This window comes from Aminobacter sp. Y103A, from assembly GCF_030294925.1.
In the GTDB taxonomy this organism is placed as follows: Bacteria; Pseudomonadota; Alphaproteobacteria; order Rhizobiales; family Rhizobiaceae; genus Aminobacter; species Aminobacter ciceronei.
In genome coordinates, this window is sequence record NZ_AP017986.1 from 4,268,248 (window position 1) to 4,287,215 (window position 18,968).

Below are 18,968 nucleotides of genomic sequence, written 5' to 3' on the forward strand. Positions count from 1 at the left end.
GCGCGCAACCCTTTGTTGGCCTACTCCATTACTCCCACAAAGGTCAGTCGTGCGTGACCGTGCCTGCCGTGAGAATCCTGAGCACGCCAAGCGCTTCCTCGGCGCCGGTGCGCGGCTCTTCGCGCGTCTGGATGCAGTGGATGAAGTGCTCGAGCTCGCGCGTCAGCGGCATGGCGTTCTCGATCGGAATGTAGGTCGGCTCGTTCATCGTCGACGTCCACTGCCCCTCGTCCTGCCAAACGGCGTGGCGATAGAGCGCCAGTTTGCGCTCCTGCGGCTCGACGTCGTCGAACACCGCCATGCCCTTGGTGCCGACGACGGTCAGCCGGCGCTCGCGGTAAGGGTTGAGCCGCGAGGCGAACAGGTGCCCGCGCAGGCCGTTGGGGAAGCGCATGTGCAGATGGGCGAAATCGCTGAGGTGGTTGAGCACGGCAGCCCCCTCGCCGCGCACCTCGATCGGCGCCGTGCCGGTGATCGCCAGGATCATCGACAAATCATGCGGCGCCAGATCCCACAGCGCGTCGTTCTCGGCGTGGAACTTGCCGAGACCGAGACGGTGCGAGTGGATGTAGCCGACATCGCCGAGCTCGCCCCTGTCGACAAGCGCCTTGAGCCCTTCGAAGGCCGGGTGAAAACGCAGCACGTGGCCAGTCATGAAGACGCGGCCATTGTCGCGCGCGGCCTTCACGGCGCGCTCGGCATCAGGCACGGTTAGCGCGATCGGCTTTTCGACCAGCACGTCCTTGCCGGCCTCGACGGCACGCACGGCAAAGTCGGCGTGGAACTGCGGCGGCAACGCCATGACGATCGCATCAACATCGTCGCGGGCGAACAATTCGTCTGGGGTCAGCGCGATGCAGCCATGTTCGCCGGCAAAGCGTTCGGCCCGCGCCGAATCGACGTCGGAAACGGCATGGAGGGCGCCAAGCGACTTCAGGGTGCGGATGTGGTTACCGCCCCAATAGCCGCATCCAAGGACTGCAATACGCGGTTTCATCAGGCTCTTTCCAAGGAGAATTATGCCGGCAGACATAGTCCCGGCACCTCGCCAACTCAACCCCGCGCGTTGCGCCATAAGCGCCCGACGCGTCCGCGAAGGCGGTGGAATGGCGCTTTCGGCGAGTTGCCCAAGGGTCAGCCGATGCGTCAGACATTTATCCTGAAACGCCCGATCTCACTGCTTGACAGGCTCGCCATCGAGACATTATATCCGCCCAACCTTGGCGAACGCATCGACGCCTGCCTCTCACAGAGACAGTGATCTCGGGCCTTCTCCAACCCTGGCGGGATAGCTCAGTTGGTTAGAGCACGGGAATCATAATCCTGGGGTCGGTGGTTCGAATCCACTTCCCGCTACCACTTCCTCACCTCAAGACAGCATGCAGCCGGCGTAGCAGATGCCGCTTTCGGGGTTCGTCCCCACGAGCGCTCGTCGTCGTTGAGGCATTTTGCTGCCTGCCAGACGCGCCTCATTGACGCGCGGCGCCGGGAAGCTCGGCGCCGCAGAGATGGATGTTGGACGCTCGATCAGGCGGCGCGGGCCTGACCGATGACCTGGGCCTTGTCGGCCAGCGCCTTGGTCGCATCGACGGTTTCCTCAGCGGCGTACCAGTAGCGTTGCTTGAGCTCGATATTGAACAGCACGCCCTCGGGGAAGCTGCATTCGGCCATCAGCGTTTCCCAGGGGATGTCGCCCCAACCGACCGGCAGGTGCAGGTCGCCATGGCCGTAGGCGAGGCGCTCACCCTCGGTAAACATCCAGATGTCGTCCTGGCGGCCGAAGCTGTCATGCATGTGGAGATGGCGGGCATACGGCGCCAGCGCCTTGATCTCCCCGACGAAATCATCGCGGCGGCCGTCGAAGTCGAGCTTGAGATAGGCGTGGCTGAAGTCGAGGGTCGCGACGACATTGGGGTGGGCGATGGCCTCCAGTTCGCGGGCGAGGCGCGACGGCGACGAAGCATGGATCTTGCCGTCATAGCCTGCAAACAGCGTCTCGACGCAGAGAAAAAGGCCGTGCTGGCGGGCGATCTCGCCAGCCTTGGCCAGCCATTCGCGCTGGCGGCCATAGGCGGCCTCGATGCCATGGCCCTGCTGCAGCGGTGTCAGGCCGGAGTGCATGACATAGTTTTCGGCGCCGACCTCAGCCGCTATTTCAAGCGAGGCCTCGAGCACCTCGAGGTGGCGCGGCAAGCGAAATGCCTCGTCCATGAAGTTGATCGCCAGCGGGCCATGTACCGAGAAGCCGACGTCGCGGCCGGCAGTGGCGCGCTTCAGCGCCTCGAGCTGCGGCCTGCGGATCCTGCCACCGACCACGAGGTCCATGTCATATGTGGGCAGCTCGATCGACTCGACGCCCAAGGCTTCAATCATGTCGAGCTCGTCGCTGAAGTCGGAAAGGTCGTCGGCGCGCTTGTGCGCTGAAATGCCGGTGCCGGCGGTGCCATTGGCAAGCATGGTCTGTTCCTCGTCTTGGAGAATGGCGGGGCATCGCCCCTCGGGTGAAAACCGTGGGCAGACTGGTCCGGCTACGTGTCAGCCGTTTTGCGTGAGCGTGACGCTTTGCTGACAGTGCACGGGCGCCATCGGCCATGGACATTGGCCGGCAAATGTCATTGAATCGTCATCGCAACGTCATGAACGGGTACCGCGATGCGACGCTTCCTGCAGGTGCTGTTGATGCTGTCGGCCGCGTTTCCGCCGATGTCGGCCGCTCTCGCGGGCGAGCTCAGTTCGGGCGAAATCCGCAACGAACTCGTCGGCCGTTCGATCTCGTGGTGGGAACAGGGCGGCTGGTTCAGTGGCCAGATGATGCTTTTGCCCGACGGCCGCGCCGAGATCAGCATCGATGCGCCGAAGCGGGCCGGCGATAGCGGCCGCTGGATGGTGCGCGGCGACCAGCTCTGTACCGTCTGGGGCGATTTCCGCTCCGGCCTGGAGAAATGCTACTCGCTCCAGCGCGGCGCGGCCGGCCGCTTCGAGACCAGCGGCGGCAACGTCTTCGAAGTCAGGGAAGCCGGCGTCTGACAGACTGCGTTCTTGGATGAGAGCAGCTGCGCGGCCGCCATTCCACGCTGTCGTTGATTGTCGTCATTCTGTCACCGGATCAAGACGTGCCTGTCATCCCGTCAGGGTACGGGCTGCAGCGAGCATTGTGCTCGCACCAGCTTCCTGAGGGAGACGACGGATGAAACGACTGTTCCTGCTTGCAACTGCGGCAAGCGCCATTGCGACGGCCGCCGGTGCGGCCGAGCGCACCAAATTCGATTTCTGGTACGGCCTGACCGGCGACCTCGGTGAGGTCGTAGCCAAGCACTGCCAGCTGTTCAATGAATCGCAGGACAAGTACGAGGCGGTCTGCACCGGTCAGGGCGGCTACGACAAGGCCGAGCAGAACACGATCGCCGCTTATCGCGCCAAGCAGCAGCCGACGATCGTCCAGATCTATGACGCCGGTACCGTCAACTTCATGCTGTCGGGCGCCATCTATCCGGCCAACAAGTTCACCGAAGAGCACAAGCTCGACATCGACTGGAAGGGCTACTTCCCCGGCATCGCCAACTATTACGCCACCTCCGGCGGCGACATGTGGTCGTTCCCCTACAATTCGTCGACGGCCGTGTTCTACTGGAACAAGGATGCCTGGGCGAAGATCAACAAGACCAGCGCCCCCCAGACCTGGGCCGAACTCGGCGAAGACCTGAAGGCCATGAAGGCCGCCGGCGTCGAGTGCGGCTTCGCCTTCGACTTCGACACCTGGATGAACCTCGAGCAGTTCTCCGCCACCAACAACCTGCCCGTTGCCTCTATGGACAACGGTTATGGCGGCCTCGGCGCCGAGCTGGTCTTCAACAAGACCGCCTTCGTCGACCATATGAAGGACTTCAAGAGCTGGCTCGACGCCGGCTACGCCAAGATCCAGACCACCCAGGTCGGCAAGAACCTGGTGCAGTCCTTCGCCGACGGCAGCTGCGCCTCGACAATCACCTCGATCGCCAACCACGGTACGGTCAAGAACACCCAGGTCGCCGGTCTCAACTGGGACGTGGCGATGCTGCCGGTGATCGATGCCACCAAGCGCACCAACTCGCTGGTCGGCGGCGCCTCGCTGTGGCTGATGCAGGGCAAGACGGACAAGGAATACGAAGCTGCCGCCGCATTCCTGAAATATGTGACGGCTGCCGACACCGGCGAGAAATACATCGCCGAGAACACCGGCTACATCCCTGTTACCACCAAGGGATTCGACCTGCTCAAGCAGGAAGGCTTCTACAGCGACCCCAAGCATACCGGCCGTGAGGTCGCCATCGCCTCGCTGACCGCTTCCGACGTCGGCCCGCTGTCGCGCGGCATCCGCCTCGGCAACTTCACCTCGATCCGCGCCGAAGTCCGCGCCGAACTCGAGGCCGCCTTCACCGGCCAGAAGGACATGCAGACGGCCCTCGACGCGGCCGTCGAACGCGGCAACCAGATCCTGCGCCGCTACGAGCAGACCTACAAGGGCGCTGCCCTGCCCTGATCCTCAGGCTCGGGGTCAGTCGGGCGCCGCTCTCCGCGGCGCCCATTTTTCAGCATAGCGGACCGGGAGACGTTGCTTGGAAAAGCGCGCCACTTTCTCCAACCTGTGGCTGGCGGCAGCCTTCATCGCGCCGCAGATGCTGCTCATCTTCGTCTTCTTCTACTGGCCTTCGGGCGAGGCGCTCTACTGGGCGGTCACACTCGAGCCGCCATTCGGCGGCAGCAACGACTGGGTCGGCCTGCTCAATTTCCAGACCGTCTTCGCCGATCCCAAATATTGGAGCTCGGTGCGGATATCGCTCGCCTTTGCCGGCATAGCCACCGCGCTGTCGTTGGTCATCGCCGTTATCCTCGCGCTGTTCGTCGACAGACGGTTGCCCGGACACCAGGTCTACAAGTTCACCTTCTTCCTGCCCTACGCGCTGGCAGCACCCGCCGTCGGCCTTGCCTTCCGCTTCATCTTCTCGCCGGATGCGGGCTTCGTCTCGGCCATCAACCGGGTCTTTCCCGACATCTGGAATCCCGCGCTCGATGGCTATGACGCCTTTGCCCTGATTGTCTTTGCCCAGAGCTGGAAGATGGTCGGCTACAACTTCATTTTCTTCCTGGCCGCACTCCAGTCGATACCGCGCTCGGTGATCGAGGCTTGCGCCATGGACGGCGCCGGCGTGATGCGCCGTATGCGCGACGTGCAATTGCCGCTGATCGCGCCGACGCTGTTCTTCCTGATCGTCATCAACATCACCGACAGCTTCGTCGACAGCTTCGGCATCGTCGACATCACCACCGGCGGCGGCCCGGCCCGCGCGACCGACCTGATGGTCTACAAGATCTATGCCGACGGCTTTCAGGGCAAGGACTACTCGCTCGCTGCCGCCCAGTCGATCGTGCTGATGCTGCTGGTCATCGCCCTCACTGTCATCCAGTTCCGCTACGTCGAGCGGCGCATCCACTACAGCTGACCGGAGCGCCAACCGTGATCGAACGTACTCCCATCCTCGACTTCGCCACCCACGCGCTGCTGATCTTCAGCCTGGTCGCACTGCTGATCCCGCTGTGGATCGTGTTCGTGGCGGCGAGCCACGACTTTCACACCGTCAACCAGGTGCCGATGCCGCTCTGGCCCGGCGGCCACCTGTTCGAGAATCTGTCCGCCGCCTGGGAGCGGGGTAACTTCGACCGGGTGATGCTGAATTCGCTGATCGTCGCAGGCGGCGTCACCATCGGCAAGATCTCCATCTCGGCGATCTCGGCCTTCTCGATCGTCTACTTCAACTACCGCCTGCGCATGGTTTTCTTCTGGCTGATCTTCATCACCCTGATGCTGCCGCTGGAGGTGCGCATCGTGCCGACCTACGCGGTTGCAGCCGATGCGCTGAGGCCGTTCCAGTCGATGCTCGATTTCGTCGGCATCAGCGTCAATCTGCCGGAGTGGAACCTGCTCAACTCCTATTCGGGTCTGATCCTGCCGCTGATTGCCACCGCCACCGGCACGTTCCTCTACCGCCAGTTCTTCCTCACCGTGCCCGACGAGTTGACCGAAGCCGCCAAGATGGACGGCGCAGGCCCGGTACGCTTCTTCTTCGAGGTGCTGTTGCCACTGTCGCGAACCAACATGGCAGCGCTCGCCACCATCATGTTCGTGTGGTCTTGGAACCAATATCTCTGGCCGCTGCTCGTCGTCACCGACCACCAGAACTACGCCACCGCCACCATGCAGTTGCAGAAGGTCGTGCCCGGTCCGTTGTTTGGCGAGCCGCCGGTCTGGAACATCGCCATGGCGGCCAACCTGATCGTCCTGGCCCCGCCGGTGCTGGTGACCATTCTTCTGCAGCGCTGGTTCGTGCGCGGCCTCATCCAGACCGACAAGTAAGGAGACCAGACCATGGCCCAGATCGCCATTCGCGGCGTGCGCAAGACCTACGGCAAGAACGAGGTCGTGCACGGCATCGACCTAGACATCTCCAGCGGAGAGCTGGTCGTCATCCTCGGCCCGTCCGGTTGCGGCAAGTCCACGCTGCTGCGTATGGTCGCCGGACTTGAAGCGATCTCCGACGGGGACATCTCGATCGCGGGCAAGATCGTCAACAAGCTCGAGCCGCGCGAACGCGGCTGCGCCATGGTGTTCCAGAACTACGCGCTCTATCCCCACATGACGGTCGCTGACAACATCGGCTACGCGCTCAAGATCGCCGGTATCTCGAAGGCCGACCGCCGCGAGCGTGTGAAGGCGGTGGCGACATCGCTCGGCCTTGGCGAGTTCCTTGACCGCAAGCCGGGCCAGCTGTCCGGTGGCCAGCGCCAGCGCGTGGCCATGGGCCGGGCGATGATCCGCGAACCCAAGGTGTTCCTCTACGACGAACCGCTGTCGAACCTTGACGCGCGGCTGCGCGTGGCGATGCGCGTCGAGATCCGCAAGCTGCACCAGCGCCTGGGCGCAACCACCCTGTTCGTCACCCACGACCAGATCGAGGCGATGACCTTGGCCGACCGCATCGTTGTCATGAACAAGGGCGTCATCGAGCAGGTCGGCGCGCCTGTGGAAATCTACCAGCGCCCGGCGACAACCTATGTCGCCGGCTTCATCGGCACGCCCGGTCTCAACCTGCTGCCCGGCACCATCGATCCGGCCAAGGGCATCATCACGCTCGAGGACGGGCAGGAACTGGCCTATGACCGTGGCCGCTGGCCCGCGGCGGTTCTTGGGCCGATCACCGCCGGCTTCCGCGCCGAGGCAGTGGAACTCGGCTCGGGCGGACTGTCGGGAACCTACGAATTCTCGGAAGAACTCGGCGCCGCCCAACTGGTCCACGGTACGGTGGCGAAGTCGATCGTCATCGCCCACATCGTCGGCAGCAGCCGGCGCAAGGCGGGAGAGCCGCTGTCGTTCCGGGTCGCGCCGCAGCATCTCCAGCTGTTTGACCAGCGCAGCGGCCGCCGGTTGAGCGGCGAAAAGAGCCCTGAAGTTTCGCTGGACGCCGCGTCCGACATCGTTGCCGAGCGACCGATGCTGATGCCCGCCTGACAGGTGAGAACGACGAAGCCATTGAGCCCAAGCCATTGGCTTGACTTGTGCCTCTGTGAGGCCGGCCCCGCCCCCTCTCGCCAGGCCCTTTTGCTTGGACTTACGGATGCGCGTATCCAACTTCCGCTACCGGTTCCTCACTTTGAGACGGCATGCGGCCGGCGAAGCAGACCTTCCTGCTAGCCCGTCATCTGCTGGATGATCCATTTCCTGAAGGCGATCACGCCTGGGCTTCGCCTTTGTGCCGGCGACGTCACCAGGTGGTACTGCAGGTCCGACGGGATGATCTCGTCGAAGCATTTGACCAGCCGCCCCGCGGCGAGGTCGTCGGCGACAAGCGAGGACCGTACCAACGCCAGCCCAGCATCCTGCCGGCACGCCGCGATCATGTCGGAGAATGTCGGGAAGCTCGGCCCGGCCTGAAAATCGAACGGTCCCTCCACGCCGTCGACAGCAGGAAACTGCCCCTTCCCGTCGTAGATCTGCCCATGCCAGCGCTCCCAATCCAGCACCGTGTGCCGGGCGCCTTCATAGCGCAGCAAGGGTGCCGCGCGCAGTGCCTGGCGACTGGGCAGAGCCCTGGCAACGGCCGGTGACGAGACGGCGAATTCGTAGTCCTCGGTAAGGCGGAAGGCTTCGGTGCCCGGCAGTGTCCCCGCCAGACAGATCGCAACGCCGATTTTGTCGATGTCGAAGCGGGCGCGCCGGTATTCGATGGTCACGCTGACGTCGATCTCTGGGTGGGCGACGCAGAAGCCGCCGAGCCGCGGCTGCAACCACTGGCTGGCGAATTCCGGTGTCGTCGAGATGCTGAGCTGTTCGCTCCGGAGGCTCGGGCGCGCCGTCTCCAGCACCGCCTCCAGCGCCGACAGCGCCGCGACGATATCAGGTATCGCCTTGTCGGCCAGGACTGTCAGCTCGACACCCTTCCTGCTGCGCACGAACAGCGGCGTGCCCAGCCAGGCTTCAAGCTGCGCGATCTGATGGCTGATGGCCGTCTGGGTCAGCCCGAGCTCCTCGCCCGCTTTGGTGAAGCTGCGTGTGCGCGCCACCGCTGCCATGGCGCGGAGCGTCTGCAGCGGCGGCAGGCGGGAGCCCTGTTTCATGAAATTCCTTCATGCCAAGAGTGACGGTACTTCATTGTACCCGACGCATGGCGGCATGCAAATCGTGGAGAGCTATGAAACAGCTGCCGGTCGTTTCTATGAAGAAAATCTCTGATACAGTCAGGCGCGTGTTGCGGCGCTTTCGCCGCCATGGTCGCCCGTCTTCTCTCCCGAGTTACCTCCAGCGCGACATCGGCCAGCCGCACAAGCCTGATCGGCCACGCCATTGGGCCGACTTAACGCCCGACGGCTTGTCCCATCGCATGATCGAGCAGTCTCAATGGGTGATCAGCAGCGGCGAGATCGAGTTCGCGATGGTCTGGAACGCCGCCTTCAGCTCGGCGATGTTCTTGGTCGGGAAGTAGTAGCCCGGACCCGTCGCGCAGGTGCTGTAGAGATCGCGATTGGCCGGGGTGTCGGCACCCAGCACCACCGTGTAGACGACGACATCCTGCTTCTTCAAATCGGCACAAACGGTCTTCGTCGCCTCGTTGACCTTGCTGAGCGCACCGCTACGACTGGTCGAGCCCATGCGCCCCGTGTCGAGGTAACTGTAGGCGCCGTAGTCCGACTTGTTGATGGCTTCCGAAGACGCGCCGAAGACGTTGTTTTCGCCGTCGGTGAAGACGACGACAACCTTGGTGGTATCGGGCGCCTTGAAGGCATCGCCCTCGGTGAACGGCGCGCCCGGCGAAAGCACGCGATACCCCCAGGCGAGGCCCTCGGACACGTTGGTCCCCGAACCGTACCAGAAGTTCATGTTGTCGAGCTCGCCCTTGGTCTTCTTGACCGGATCGCCGCCAATCTTGGCGAGGTCCTCGGTCAACGGGACCACAGGCGTCGCGCAGCCATAATTCGGGCCGTTGGTGTCGTTCGGGGTTTCCTTGAGAATGGAACTGTCCCGAATTGTCTTGTCCCGATACTTGTCCCAGGATTGCTGCTTTGCGCGGTCGGTGTCATTCTTGCCGACCAACTTCTCGTTCAGATAGCTGTTGTTGTATTTGTTGCCATTGTTGCCGGTCTTGACGGCGTCGCCCGGCTCGTCGGGCGCAAAATAGGGCACGAACAAGGTTTCCGGAATGCTCAGGTCGGGCGGCGTGTCGTCAAGCGCATAGCTGCCACTGCGGGCTTCGACACAACCCTTCCATTCACCGGTCGGGCCGCTCTTCCAGTTGTCCTTCAGGTACTTGAAGAGCTTCCAATGGCCAATGCGATTCTTTGGGTCGTAGTTGTTGAAGTTCTTGCCGTTCCACGACTTGTCATCCAGCGGGATGAGCTCCCTGGTATCGATCCACGACTGACTGAAACCCTTGTCGCTCTTGATGTTCACGGCAGTCACGAACGGCACCAGTGCTGCCCGAATCTGGCGCTCAGGCCGGTCGGCCTTGACCTTCTGCAAGGTCCTGATGATCTCCTTGGAGCCCTCGATCAGCGCCGCCATGTTGGCCGCGCCCATCGAGCCGGTGTTGTCGAGCACCAGCGCGACTTCGAGCTTGGAATTCGATTCAAACGCATTGGCCGTGGCGGCGACGGCCGAGCTCTGTCCGAAGATGAAGGAGAAGTTCAACTTGATGTTGGAATCGGCGGTGGCGGTGGTCTTTATTTCGTTGACAGTCTGCTCAACGAAGAGCTTGGCCTTGGCGTTGACCAGCGCCGGCTTGTTGGCAACGTTGGCGGCAAAGAAAGCGTCAAAGGTGGCCTGGCGAGTGCCGGTCTGATCGCTCAGTCGCGACGCCGCCAGCACCGCAGAATCGAGCGCGTTCTGCAGGTCCGATCTGGCCTTCATCAGATTGGCGATATCGAGCGCGAAGCCGACGGCGGCCAACAGCACAGGCAGCAAGATCGCGAACATCATCGCGAAATTACCGCTTCTCGACAGCCAGAAGCGTTTGAGCACGACAGCCTCCCCGAAATCCCGCAGAGGCTTTTGCATACAAACAATTTAAATTGAGTTTAGCGGATTTCATACAACCGCAAGATGGCCTGCATGGCACTCAGAGGTCTCCCGCAGCGTCAATTTCCTTGCCGTCACGATAGGCCACGCCAGTCCCCAAGGACTGCGGCTGCAAACCAAGCATCGGCAGGACGCGCCGGAGGATGGCGCCGCCAAGTGGAACGGCATTCCACCCTGAAGTCCTGAAGCCGTATGTCTCGGGCAGACCCTTGGGTTCATCCAGGATCGTCAGCAAAAGGTATCTCGGCTTGTCGGCCGGAACCACGGCCATGAACGAGGTCATCACCAGGTCCTCGACGTATCGGCCGTTGACGACCTTCTCCGCCGTGCCCGTCTTGCCACCGACGAGATAGCCTGCGACGGCTCCGTTCCTGGCGGAACCGACCTCGGCGTTGTAGCGCAGCAGGTAACGCATGGCGTCCGCCGTGGCAGGCGAGACGAGCCCCGAGCCGACGACGCGGCCGGCGACCGGGGCGCCCTTGATGAAGGTCGGGGTGATCAGGCGGCCGCCATTGACCAGCGCTGCGATGCCCATGCTTGCCTGCAATGGCGTCACCGCAATGCCATGACCGAACGAGACGGTTGCCGTCGTCACATCGCTCCAGCTTCGCGGCAGGATCGGGGCGGCGCTCTCCGGCAGTTCGGTGCGCAGTCGCGACATCAGGCCGAAGCGCGTGAGGTAGGCCCGCTGCGCTTCACCGCCCAAGGTCATGGCAATCCTCGCCGTCGATATGTTTGAGGAGTAGATGAAGACCTCCGGGATGGTCAGCATGCGGTACTTGCCGCGATAATCGTGGATCATCTGCCGCCCGAACTGCAGCGGCTTGCGCGCATCGATGACCGACTTCAGCGTGAACTGTCCGGAATCGAGCGCCATCGCAGTTGTCAGCGCCTTGAATGTCGAGCCCATTTCGAACGCGCCGGCACTGATGCGGTTGAGCCGCTCGGGCTTCAGCGCATCGATGGGCACGTTGGGGTCGAAATCGGGAAACGAGGCCAGCGCCAGCACCTCGCCATTGTCGACGTCGAGCAGCAGGCCGGCACCTGCCTTGGCCTTGAAGCGTGCCATCGCCTTGAGGGTTTCGTCGGCAAGGGCGTGCTGGACGCGGACATCGATCGTCAGAGCTACCGGCTCCAGCTTCCTGGCATCGCCGGCCATGCCGGCGAGATTGAGCTCCTGCAGACCCTGACCGTCGATCCACTTCTCGATACCCGAGATGCCTATGTTGTCGAGATCGACTGCGCCGAGCACATGAGCGGCCAGCGGACCGTTGGGATGTCGAGGGCCGCGGCATAGACGAAGGGCTTGAACGCCGATCCCGGCTGCCGATAGGCCTGCGTGGCGCGGTTGAACTCCGACTGGGCAAAGGAGAACCCGCCGACGCTCGCCAGCACCCGGCCGGTGTGCGGATCCATCGAGACGAGCGCGCCCTGCACTTCCGGCACCTGCCGCAGTACATAGCCGTCGTGCTGCTTCTCAACATAAACGACATCCCCGGCCGCAAGCGCGCCTGCCGATGTCTTGCCCGCCTTTGGGCGCCTCAGTGCCCAGCGCATCGACTGGGTGCTGATGTGGGCGATTTCTCGCGCCTGCCGGCTGCCTGAAGCCTGGCGAAGGCCAATCCTGATGCCCTCGTCGGCCGCGCCTAGCACAACCGCCAGGCGCCATTCCGGCACGTCGGCCAGTGGCACGATGCCATCAAGTGCTTGTTGCCAATCGCCATCGGTCGCGATGCGGGTCACCGGTCCGCGAAAGCCCCTGCCCTGATCATAGTTTACGAGCCCGCGCCGCAGCGCTCTGACCGCTGCTGCCTGCAGCTTGGGATCGAGCGTCGTGCGCACGGCGAGGCCGGCGGTGTAGAGCGCAGCGTCGCCATACTGCTCGGCGATCTGTCTGCGCACCGCCTCGGTGAAGTAACTGGCATCAGCAACCAACAGGTTCGGTGCGCGCGTCTTCGTACCGAGCGGCAAGGCCGCCGCAGCGCGCGCTTCATTCCGGTCGACAAATCCGTTGCGCAGCATCTGGCCGATCACCCAGTTGCGTCGTTCGACGGCTCGCTCGGCGTTGAGATAGGGATTGTAGTTGTTCGGCCCCTTGGGCAGCGCGGCAAGATAAGCCGCCTCCGCAACCGAAAGATCGCCGACCGGCTTGTCGAAATAGGTCAGTGCCGCCTCGGCGATGCCATAGGCGCCGAGCCCAAAATAGACGTCGTTGAAATAGAGCTCGAGGATCTCGTCCTTGGAAAAGGCGCGTTCGATGCGAACGGACAGAACCGCCTCGCGGACCTTGCGTTCCAGCGTGCGGTCCGAGGAGAGCAATAGATTCTTGGCGATCTGCTGGGTGATCGTCGATCCGCCGATCATGCGCTGACCAGAACCGAAGTTGGCCATGTTGGCCCAGACCGCGTTGACGAGCCCGGACATGTCGATGCCGGAATGGCTGTAGAAGCCCTTGTCTTCCGCCGACAGGAACGCCTGCCGGACACGATCGGGCACGGCGGCGATCGGCAGGAAAAGCCGCCGCTCGCGCGCATATTCCGCAAGCAATGCGCCATCATAGGCATAGACCCGGGTCATGACAGCCGGCTCCCAATCCGCCAGTTCGCGGTAGTCGGGCAGATCCCTGGTGATGTCGGCGACCAGCAAAGCCAGGCTGCAGGCGGCCGCAAGCCCGGTCAGGACGAGGAATGAGAACAGATGGCTGATGAATTTCATGATGGGCAGCTTGTCAGTTGGAAGCAGGCCCCAGGAAAATGGGCGAACGACTACAGCTCACAGGCTCCACCCCAGCCCGCGAACAGGTCATAACCTGCAGGTTTTGTTCGATAACGGCCGCAAACTGGCAAAATCCCGTGACCTCGACAAACACTCAATATTTTGGTTACCCATGAGAAAAATATGGGCATAGGACCAAAACCACGTGGAAACGTCGCAATTGCCGCTGAACGCGCTGCGAGCCTTCGAGGCTTCGGCGCGCCATTGCAGCTTCACCCGGGCCGGCATGGAGCTGTTCGTGTCGCAGACCGCAGTCAGCCATCACGTGAAGTCGCTCGAGGACCTGCTCGGGGTGAAACTGTTCCGTCGGCTGCCGAGGGGACTGGCGCTGACCGACGAGGGCGCGGCCCTGGCGCCTGTGCTGACAGACGCCTTCCGGCGCGTCACCGCGACGATGAGCCGGTTCGAGGAGGGGCACTTCCACGAAGTGGTGACTGTCGGCGTGGTCGCGACCTTCGCCGTCGGCTGGCTGATGGAACGACTGCCGGCGTTCCACCAGGCGCACCCCTATCTCGACCTCAGGATCATGACCAACAACAACCGTGTCGACCTCGCCGGCGACGGTCTCGACCTGGCGATCCGCTTTGGCGACGGCTCATGGCGTGGAACCGAGGCGATGCAGCTGATTGCCTCGCCATTGTCGCCGGTCTGCTCGCCCGTGATGGCGGCGCGGCTGACACAGCCGGCGGACCTCGCGCGCGTCGAGCTGTTGCGCTCCTATCGCGCCGACGAATGGACGCGCTGGTTCGAGGCGGCAGGTGCGCCGCAGCCGGTGTTGCGCGGTATGATGTTCGATTCGTCGCTGGCCCTTGCCGAGGCTGCTGCCCGCGGCGTCGGCGTAGCCCTGGTGCCGATCAACATGTTCGAGCGCAATCTCGACGACGGCCGCCTCGTCCAGCCGTTCGAGACGACGGTTTCAACCGGCGACTACTGGCTCACCCGGTTGAAATCCCACCCGGTGACAGCTGGAATGCAGGCCTTCGAGAACTGGTTGCTGCAGCAGTTCGGCGCTCCGGGCGCAGCCTGACCCTTACCCCGAGGCAGCGGCCAGCTGCCGCCGGAGCAACAAAAAGCGGCGCAGCGACCCGCCAGGAGCGCCGCGCCTGCGGTGCCCAGACCTTAAGCTATCGCATATCCGTCACGGCAAAGGCCGTTGAGCTCGGCCAGCGACATGGCGTCGAGGTCGAGCGCGGTCAGCAGGTCGTTCTCGGCAGTAAAGTCGCGGCCATACATGGCCGAGAAGATGCGCACGCCGGCTTCGTGCAGCTCGGCGGGGTAGCCTGCCAGACGGCCGATCTTGGCGGTCATGACCAGGCCGAAAGGCACGTCTTCGGTAACATAGCGGCTGTCGGCAGTGGTCGGGCCCTGGCCGCCATTGCCGGCCTCGTGCATCTCCTGGTTCATCTCAGAGATCGAGCTCATCGGCACGTGGAAAGACAGGTGGAAGTGCTGGAAGATGTTGCGCACTTCGAGGCCGAGCTTGGTGGCAATGGCGATGCGTTCCTCGTCGAGCTGCTCGAGCAGGCGGCCGACATTCGGCGTCACGTTCTGGCCCTGGCTCCAGGTTTCACCGCGCTCCATGCGCGTCATGTTGCCGAGCGCGATGCCCATGTGGTTCTGCGGGTTGAGGTTGGACAGCGCGATCGCCATCAGGCTGCCGCGGTCGACGAAGCGGTCGCCGAACAGCGTCTGGCAGACGGCAAGGCCGTCGGCGCTGCGCGATGCCGGAACGGTGGCGAGATCGACCTTCTTGCGCACGGTGTTGACGTTGACCAGCGTCGGGCTGAGCTGGCGACCGGATACGACAGTCGTGCCCCAGCCTACAACAGGCGCGACGACACCGCGCGCAGCCAGCAGGCGCGACAGATAAAGCGCGCCGAAGGATGCGTGCGAGCTGATGATGACGGTCTGGTCGGCCCTGACGTAAGGCGCGATGGCGTCGAGAACGACCTTGTGGCCATAGGCCGGCAGCGCGATCACGATCGCTTCGGCGCCGGCGACGAGCGCTTCGGCGCTCGGAGCAGCAGCCGGATGGAAGGTGCCTTCGACGGCGCCCTGGGCAACCAGAGCTTCGCCCTTGGCCAGCGCCTTGGTGCGCTCGCCCGACGGCGACCACAGCGTTGCCTTGTGGCCCTGCTGTTCCAGAAACACCGCCGTGCCAAAGGCGATCGAACCCGCGCCGACAATACCTACCTTCATTTTCAACATTCCCTTTTGGATCAAATTCATTTCAGCCCCGGCGCTCCCATTGCGGGCGCACCGGGGTCGTTCATTTCGGGCGAATCAACGCCCGGGTCGTGCTGCTGCCGACCTCCCCCGATGCCACCACCAGGAAAGCCCGCGCACCGGCCGGGCCAACACTGGTCAGCGAGTGTGCGACGTCGGCCGCATAGCGCGCCGTCTCGCCGGCGCGGACGATCATCTCGTTGCCGGCGCTGCGCACCACGATCTCGCCTTCGGTGCAGTGCAGATGCTCGATCGTGCCTGTGCCGTGGGGATCGCTGATCAGCTTGCCCTTGAGCTCGAAGCTCAACAGATACCATTCGATCAGCGGCACCATGCCGGCCGGCGACAGGATCTGCAGCGTGCAGCTGCCGTCGGCGCTGCGGATGGTCGGCGTCAAATTCTCCGGCTGCAGGTCGATGCGGTCGCCACGCTCCTCGCTGGCGCCGCTGATCAGGCTGTTGAGGTCGATGTTGAGCGCGCGGGTGAGATGCCACAGCGTGCCATAGGTCGGGTTGGCGTTGCCGCGCTCGATCTCCGACAGCATCGAGCGCGAGACGCCCGATCTGGTCGCGAGGTCGGCAAGCGTCAGGTTCTGCTGCTTGCGATATGCCTGCAGGCGCGGCCCGATTTCCGGCGGATTGACCGAATGTATGTTCATTCCGATTCTCCATTCCGACGCCACGGGCAACTATTCGGCGAGCGGTTCTCCAAGCGTGTGCATCAGCCGGTTGGCCCAGCCGAACAGCGACGACGACAGGATCAGGTCGAGGATCTCGTCCTTGCCGAGACCGGCGTCGACAAGCGCCTGCATGTCGGACGCATCGGCGTCCGAGGGGCATTTCGACAGCTTGACCGAAAAGTCGAGGATCGCCTTCAGCCGCGGCGAAATTACCGCTTCGACACCGTCGGCGAAGATCGCCGCAATGACGGTCTCGTCCTTGGCCAGCTGGTTGTAGCGGCTGGCATGCACCGCCGCACAGTAGATGCAGCGGTTGACGATCGACGCGCCGACGGCGCCGATCTCGCGCTCGGCGCGCGACAGGCCGCCCTTGTTGTACATCACCCCGTTGAACAGCGGCGAGCGGTGAGTCAGCGTCTCGACGTCATGGGCCAGCACCAGCACGTAGTCCGACACCTTGGTGTTGGACGGCGTGATCTTCAGCGCCTCGAGCTGTGCCGGAGTGGCATCCGCGAGATCGAGCGGCTTGACGTATGGCTTCCACTCGGGAACCGCGGTGGTGAATTCGTGAACGACCTTGCTCATGCCAGTCCCCGCATCAGCCGCAGCCCGGCGGCAACCCTGATCTGATAGCTGACGAAAGCGACGAGCTCGGACAGGCGCACGATGTCGGCGTCGGTTAGCCCGGCTTCCTGCAGCAGTTCGATATCGCGGCGCGTCGCATCCTTGGGCGCATGTGCCACGAGATCGACATGGCGGATCAGGGCCTTGAGCCTGATGTCGCCGCCGCCGTCGAACCAGATGTCGGCAATGCGCGCGGTGTCGCCTGAGGCGCCCGAGCTGTCGAGCAGGGTTTCGAAATGCGCCTCGAAATCGCCGGCGTCGTTGATCTTGGCGATGCGGCAGGCCAGGGCTGCGCGCTCGGCATGGGTGAGACCGCCGGGTTCAGCGGGCGTCAGCGCCGCATCATGCGTCTGCTGGGTTAGCGCCATGATGTCGGCGCGGCCGGCGACGACCGCCGCCAGTTCGCTGCCCGGCGCTATGCCGACGATCGCGGCGATCACGTCTATGGTGTCAGTCATGCCGTTCCTCTTATGCCTGCTTGCGGGCGGCTGCCGGCGCTTCGTCCGGCAAGGGCGATGCCGTCCACTCGTCACCGCGCAGTTCGGGCGTGTCGTAGTCGAGCAGGCGCTGCCAGTACTGGCCGAAATTCTCGCTGTAGAGCTTTGCGGCGATCTCGCGCGCCAGCCACGCCGCACCTTCGCTGATGCCCGGTATGTCGCCGCTCATCTTGCCAAGGCTGGCGGCCGCCCCGGAGTTGAAGCTGTGGATGTTGGCCAGCCACGGTGCCTGTCCCGGCTCGCGTTCGAGAAAGGTGAAGTCGTTGGCAAGATAGGGGTAGTTGCCAAGCTCGGTGTTTTCCTGGCCTTCAGGTGGCGTGAAGCGGTCCTGCCACAGCAGGATCTTGTCGGCGTAACCGTCGAGCTCCTTGCGCGCCAGCGGATCGACGCCGAAGCCAGTGCCGAGGATCAGGAAGTCGCAGCGGACCGCCTTGCCCTGCGAGGTCGAGATGACGATCTCGTCGCCGTCGAGCTCGGCCTTCTCGACCGCCGCATCGAAATGGAACCAGGCATTGGGATGCCGGCTGACACGCATCGTCGAGCCACGCGGCGCTGGCGTCTGGGTGCGCAGCGAATAGTTCATGATCTGCCAGCGCCGGGCATCGCCGAGCTGCGGGAAGGCAGCGGTGAAGCCGAACGAGCCGATGCCCATCAGCTTGTTGATACAGGGCATCTGCTTGCGGCGGATGAGATGGCGGACTTCCGCCGCTCCTGCCTCCAGCGCCTCGGCGGCATTGTCGACGGCAGATGCGCCGACGCCGACAACGACCACGCGCTTGCCGCGCAGGGCAGCGAAGTCGATTGCATCGGAGGAATGCGCCCAATAGTTTCGCGGCAAGCCGTCGACAAAACCGGGAATGCTTGGATGGCCCATGCCGTCACGGCCGGTCGCCATCACCACCTTGCGGGTCAGCACCGATTTTTCCCGAGCGCCCTCGCCCGACAGCGTCAGCCGCATCAATTCGCCTTCCGGCACGATCGTCTTGACCTCGACGCCGTTCTCGACCGGCAGGTCGAGCACCTTGCGGTACCAACGCAGATACTCCATCCACATCGGCCGGGGGATCTTGTCGAGTTCAGCCCAGGTATCGTTGCCGAACTGGGCGACATACCATGCACGAAAGGTCAGCGACGCCATGCCATAGGCCGGGCCGGTCAACTGCTTGGGCGAGCGCAGCGTCTCCATCCGGGCATAAGTCAGCCACGGCCCCTCGAAGCCCGTCGGGCTGCGGTCGAAGATGCGGATGTTCTGGATGCCGGCACCGAAGAGGGCGAAACTCGCGACCAGGCCGCACATGCCGCCGCCAATGACGACGACGTCATGGACCTTTTCTTCCCCCTCGGCTGATGTCGGCACCACCCAGTTCGACGGCGGGTAGCACAGGCAGGCCAGCTCGTCGCGAACACGCTGTTCGAGCTCGGCGAGGCCGGCGGCGGCCGCTTGCAACGGCGCTTGTACGTCAAACGCCATAGGTCGCCCCTGGTGTCCGGTCGAATTCGTCATGTCGCATGTCCTGCCCTGCCTGCTGTCGGCCCGCACCGGTTCTCGACGCGCGCCGCCCTT

Annotated in this window: 16 protein-coding genes, 1 tRNA gene and 1 pseudogene; 7 read left to right on the forward strand and 11 right to left on the reverse strand. The window is 63.7% G+C overall.

Annotation, left to right across the window (positions count from 1 at the left end; genetic code table 11):
• Positions 1-43: 43 nt before the first annotated feature.
• Positions 44-997 carry a Gfo/Idh/MocA family protein gene (locus Amn_RS20960; RefSeq protein ID WP_286291572.1) on the reverse strand — a complete coding sequence of 318 codons (954 nt, stop codon included), beginning with the start codon at positions 995-997 and terminating at the stop codon, positions 44-46.
• 285 nt (positions 998-1,282) lie between these two features.
• On the opposite strand from Amn_RS20960, the gene Amn_RS20965 reads away from it, so the two are divergent.
• A tRNA-Met gene (locus Amn_RS20965) sits at positions 1,283-1,359 on the forward strand.
• A 168-nt stretch (positions 1,360-1,527) separates the two neighbouring features.
• On the opposite strand, the gene Amn_RS20970 is transcribed toward Amn_RS20965, so the two are convergent.
• A complete protein-coding gene (locus Amn_RS20970) occupies positions 1,528-2,457 on the reverse strand; it encodes a sugar phosphate isomerase/epimerase family protein (protein ID WP_286291573.1) in 930 nt (309 codons plus the stop codon).
• Positions 2,458-2,652: 195 nt separating this feature from the next.
• Here Amn_RS20970 and Amn_RS20975 point away from each other — a divergent pair, with 195 nt between their 5' ends.
• From Amn_RS20975 to ugpC, 5 genes are all read left to right on the forward strand, one after another.
• Complete coding sequence (locus Amn_RS20975; protein WP_286291575.1) at positions 2,653-3,027, forward strand: hypothetical protein; 375 nt, start codon at positions 2,653-2,655, stop codon at positions 3,025-3,027.
• 160 nt (positions 3,028-3,187) lie between these two features.
• Positions 3,188-4,519 (forward strand): extracellular solute-binding protein, encoded by a 1,332-nt coding sequence (locus tag Amn_RS20980; protein ID WP_286291577.1) that lies wholly within the window; start codon positions 3,188-3,190, stop codon positions 4,517-4,519.
• A 76-nt stretch (positions 4,520-4,595) separates the two neighbouring features.
• A complete protein-coding gene (locus Amn_RS20985; RefSeq protein ID WP_067958858.1) occupies positions 4,596-5,480 on the forward strand; it encodes a carbohydrate ABC transporter permease in 885 nt (294 codons plus the stop codon).
• Positions 5,481-5,494: 14 nt separating this feature from the next.
• Entirely contained in the window at positions 5,495-6,391 is an 897-nt protein-coding gene (gene ugpE / locus Amn_RS20990; RefSeq protein WP_067958855.1) for a sn-glycerol-3-phosphate ABC transporter permease UgpE, read from the forward strand.
• Positions 6,392-6,403: 12 nt separating this feature from the next.
• Positions 6,404-7,543, forward strand: coding sequence for a sn-glycerol-3-phosphate ABC transporter ATP-binding protein UgpC (gene ugpC / locus Amn_RS20995; RefSeq protein ID WP_286291582.1), 1,140 nt, complete (start codon positions 6,404-6,406; stop codon positions 7,541-7,543).
• 179 nt (positions 7,544-7,722) lie between these two features.
• Here ugpC and Amn_RS21000 read toward each other — a convergent pair whose 3' ends face one another.
• From Amn_RS21000 to Amn_RS21015, 4 genes and pseudogenes are all read right to left on the reverse strand, one after another.
• Complete coding sequence (locus Amn_RS21000) at positions 7,723-8,649, reverse strand: LysR family transcriptional regulator (RefSeq protein ID WP_286291584.1); 927 nt, start codon at positions 8,647-8,649, stop codon at positions 7,723-7,725.
• A 277-nt stretch (positions 8,650-8,926) separates the two neighbouring features.
• A complete protein-coding gene (locus Amn_RS21005) occupies positions 8,927-10,546 on the reverse strand; it encodes a TadE/TadG family type IV pilus assembly protein (protein WP_286291586.1) in 1,620 nt (539 codons plus the stop codon).
• A 175-nt stretch (positions 10,547-10,721) separates the two neighbouring features.
• Positions 10,722-11,921 (reverse strand): annotated as a pseudogene (locus Amn_RS21010) (peptidoglycan D,D-transpeptidase FtsI family protein); the annotation flags it as partial.
• Positions 11,825-13,318, reverse strand: coding sequence for a penicillin-binding protein 1A (locus Amn_RS21015; protein ID WP_502874733.1), 1,494 nt, complete (start codon positions 13,316-13,318; stop codon positions 11,825-11,827). The gene Amn_RS21015 and the pseudogene Amn_RS21010, both read right to left, overlap by 97 nt.
• 205 nt (positions 13,319-13,523) lie before the next feature.
• On the opposite strand from Amn_RS21015, the gene Amn_RS21020 reads away from it, so the two are divergent.
• Positions 13,524-14,405, forward strand: a complete 882-nt coding sequence (locus Amn_RS21020; protein WP_067958837.1) for a LysR family transcriptional regulator — start codon at positions 13,524-13,526, stop codon at positions 14,403-14,405.
• A 92-nt stretch (positions 14,406-14,497) separates the two neighbouring features.
• Here the strand turns inward: Amn_RS21020 and Amn_RS21025 are convergent, their stop codons facing one another.
• From Amn_RS21025 to Amn_RS21045, 5 genes are all read right to left on the reverse strand, one after another.
• On the reverse strand, positions 14,498-15,577 hold the full coding sequence (locus tag Amn_RS21025) for an NAD/NADP-dependent octopine/nopaline dehydrogenase family protein (protein WP_083948502.1): 1,080 nt from the start codon (positions 15,575-15,577) through the stop codon (positions 14,498-14,500).
• A gap of 70 nt (positions 15,578-15,647) precedes the next feature.
• Positions 15,648-16,262, reverse strand: a complete 615-nt coding sequence (locus tag Amn_RS21030) for a helix-turn-helix domain-containing protein (RefSeq protein WP_067958831.1) — start codon at positions 16,260-16,262, stop codon at positions 15,648-15,650.
• A gap of 30 nt (positions 16,263-16,292) precedes the next feature.
• Complete coding sequence (locus tag Amn_RS21035) at positions 16,293-16,868, reverse strand: peroxidase-related enzyme (RefSeq protein WP_067958829.1); 576 nt, start codon at positions 16,866-16,868, stop codon at positions 16,293-16,295.
• A complete protein-coding gene (locus Amn_RS21040; protein WP_067958823.1) occupies positions 16,865-17,365 on the reverse strand; it encodes a CMD domain-containing protein in 501 nt (166 codons plus the stop codon). The genes Amn_RS21035 and Amn_RS21040 overlap by 4 nt, the downstream gene beginning before the upstream one ends.
• A 10-nt stretch (positions 17,366-17,375) precedes the next feature.
• Positions 17,376-18,875 (reverse strand): NAD(P)-binding domain-containing protein, encoded by a 1,500-nt coding sequence (locus Amn_RS21045; protein ID WP_067958820.1) that lies wholly within the window; start codon positions 18,873-18,875, stop codon positions 17,376-17,378.
• Positions 18,876-18,968 lie beyond the last annotated feature (93 nt).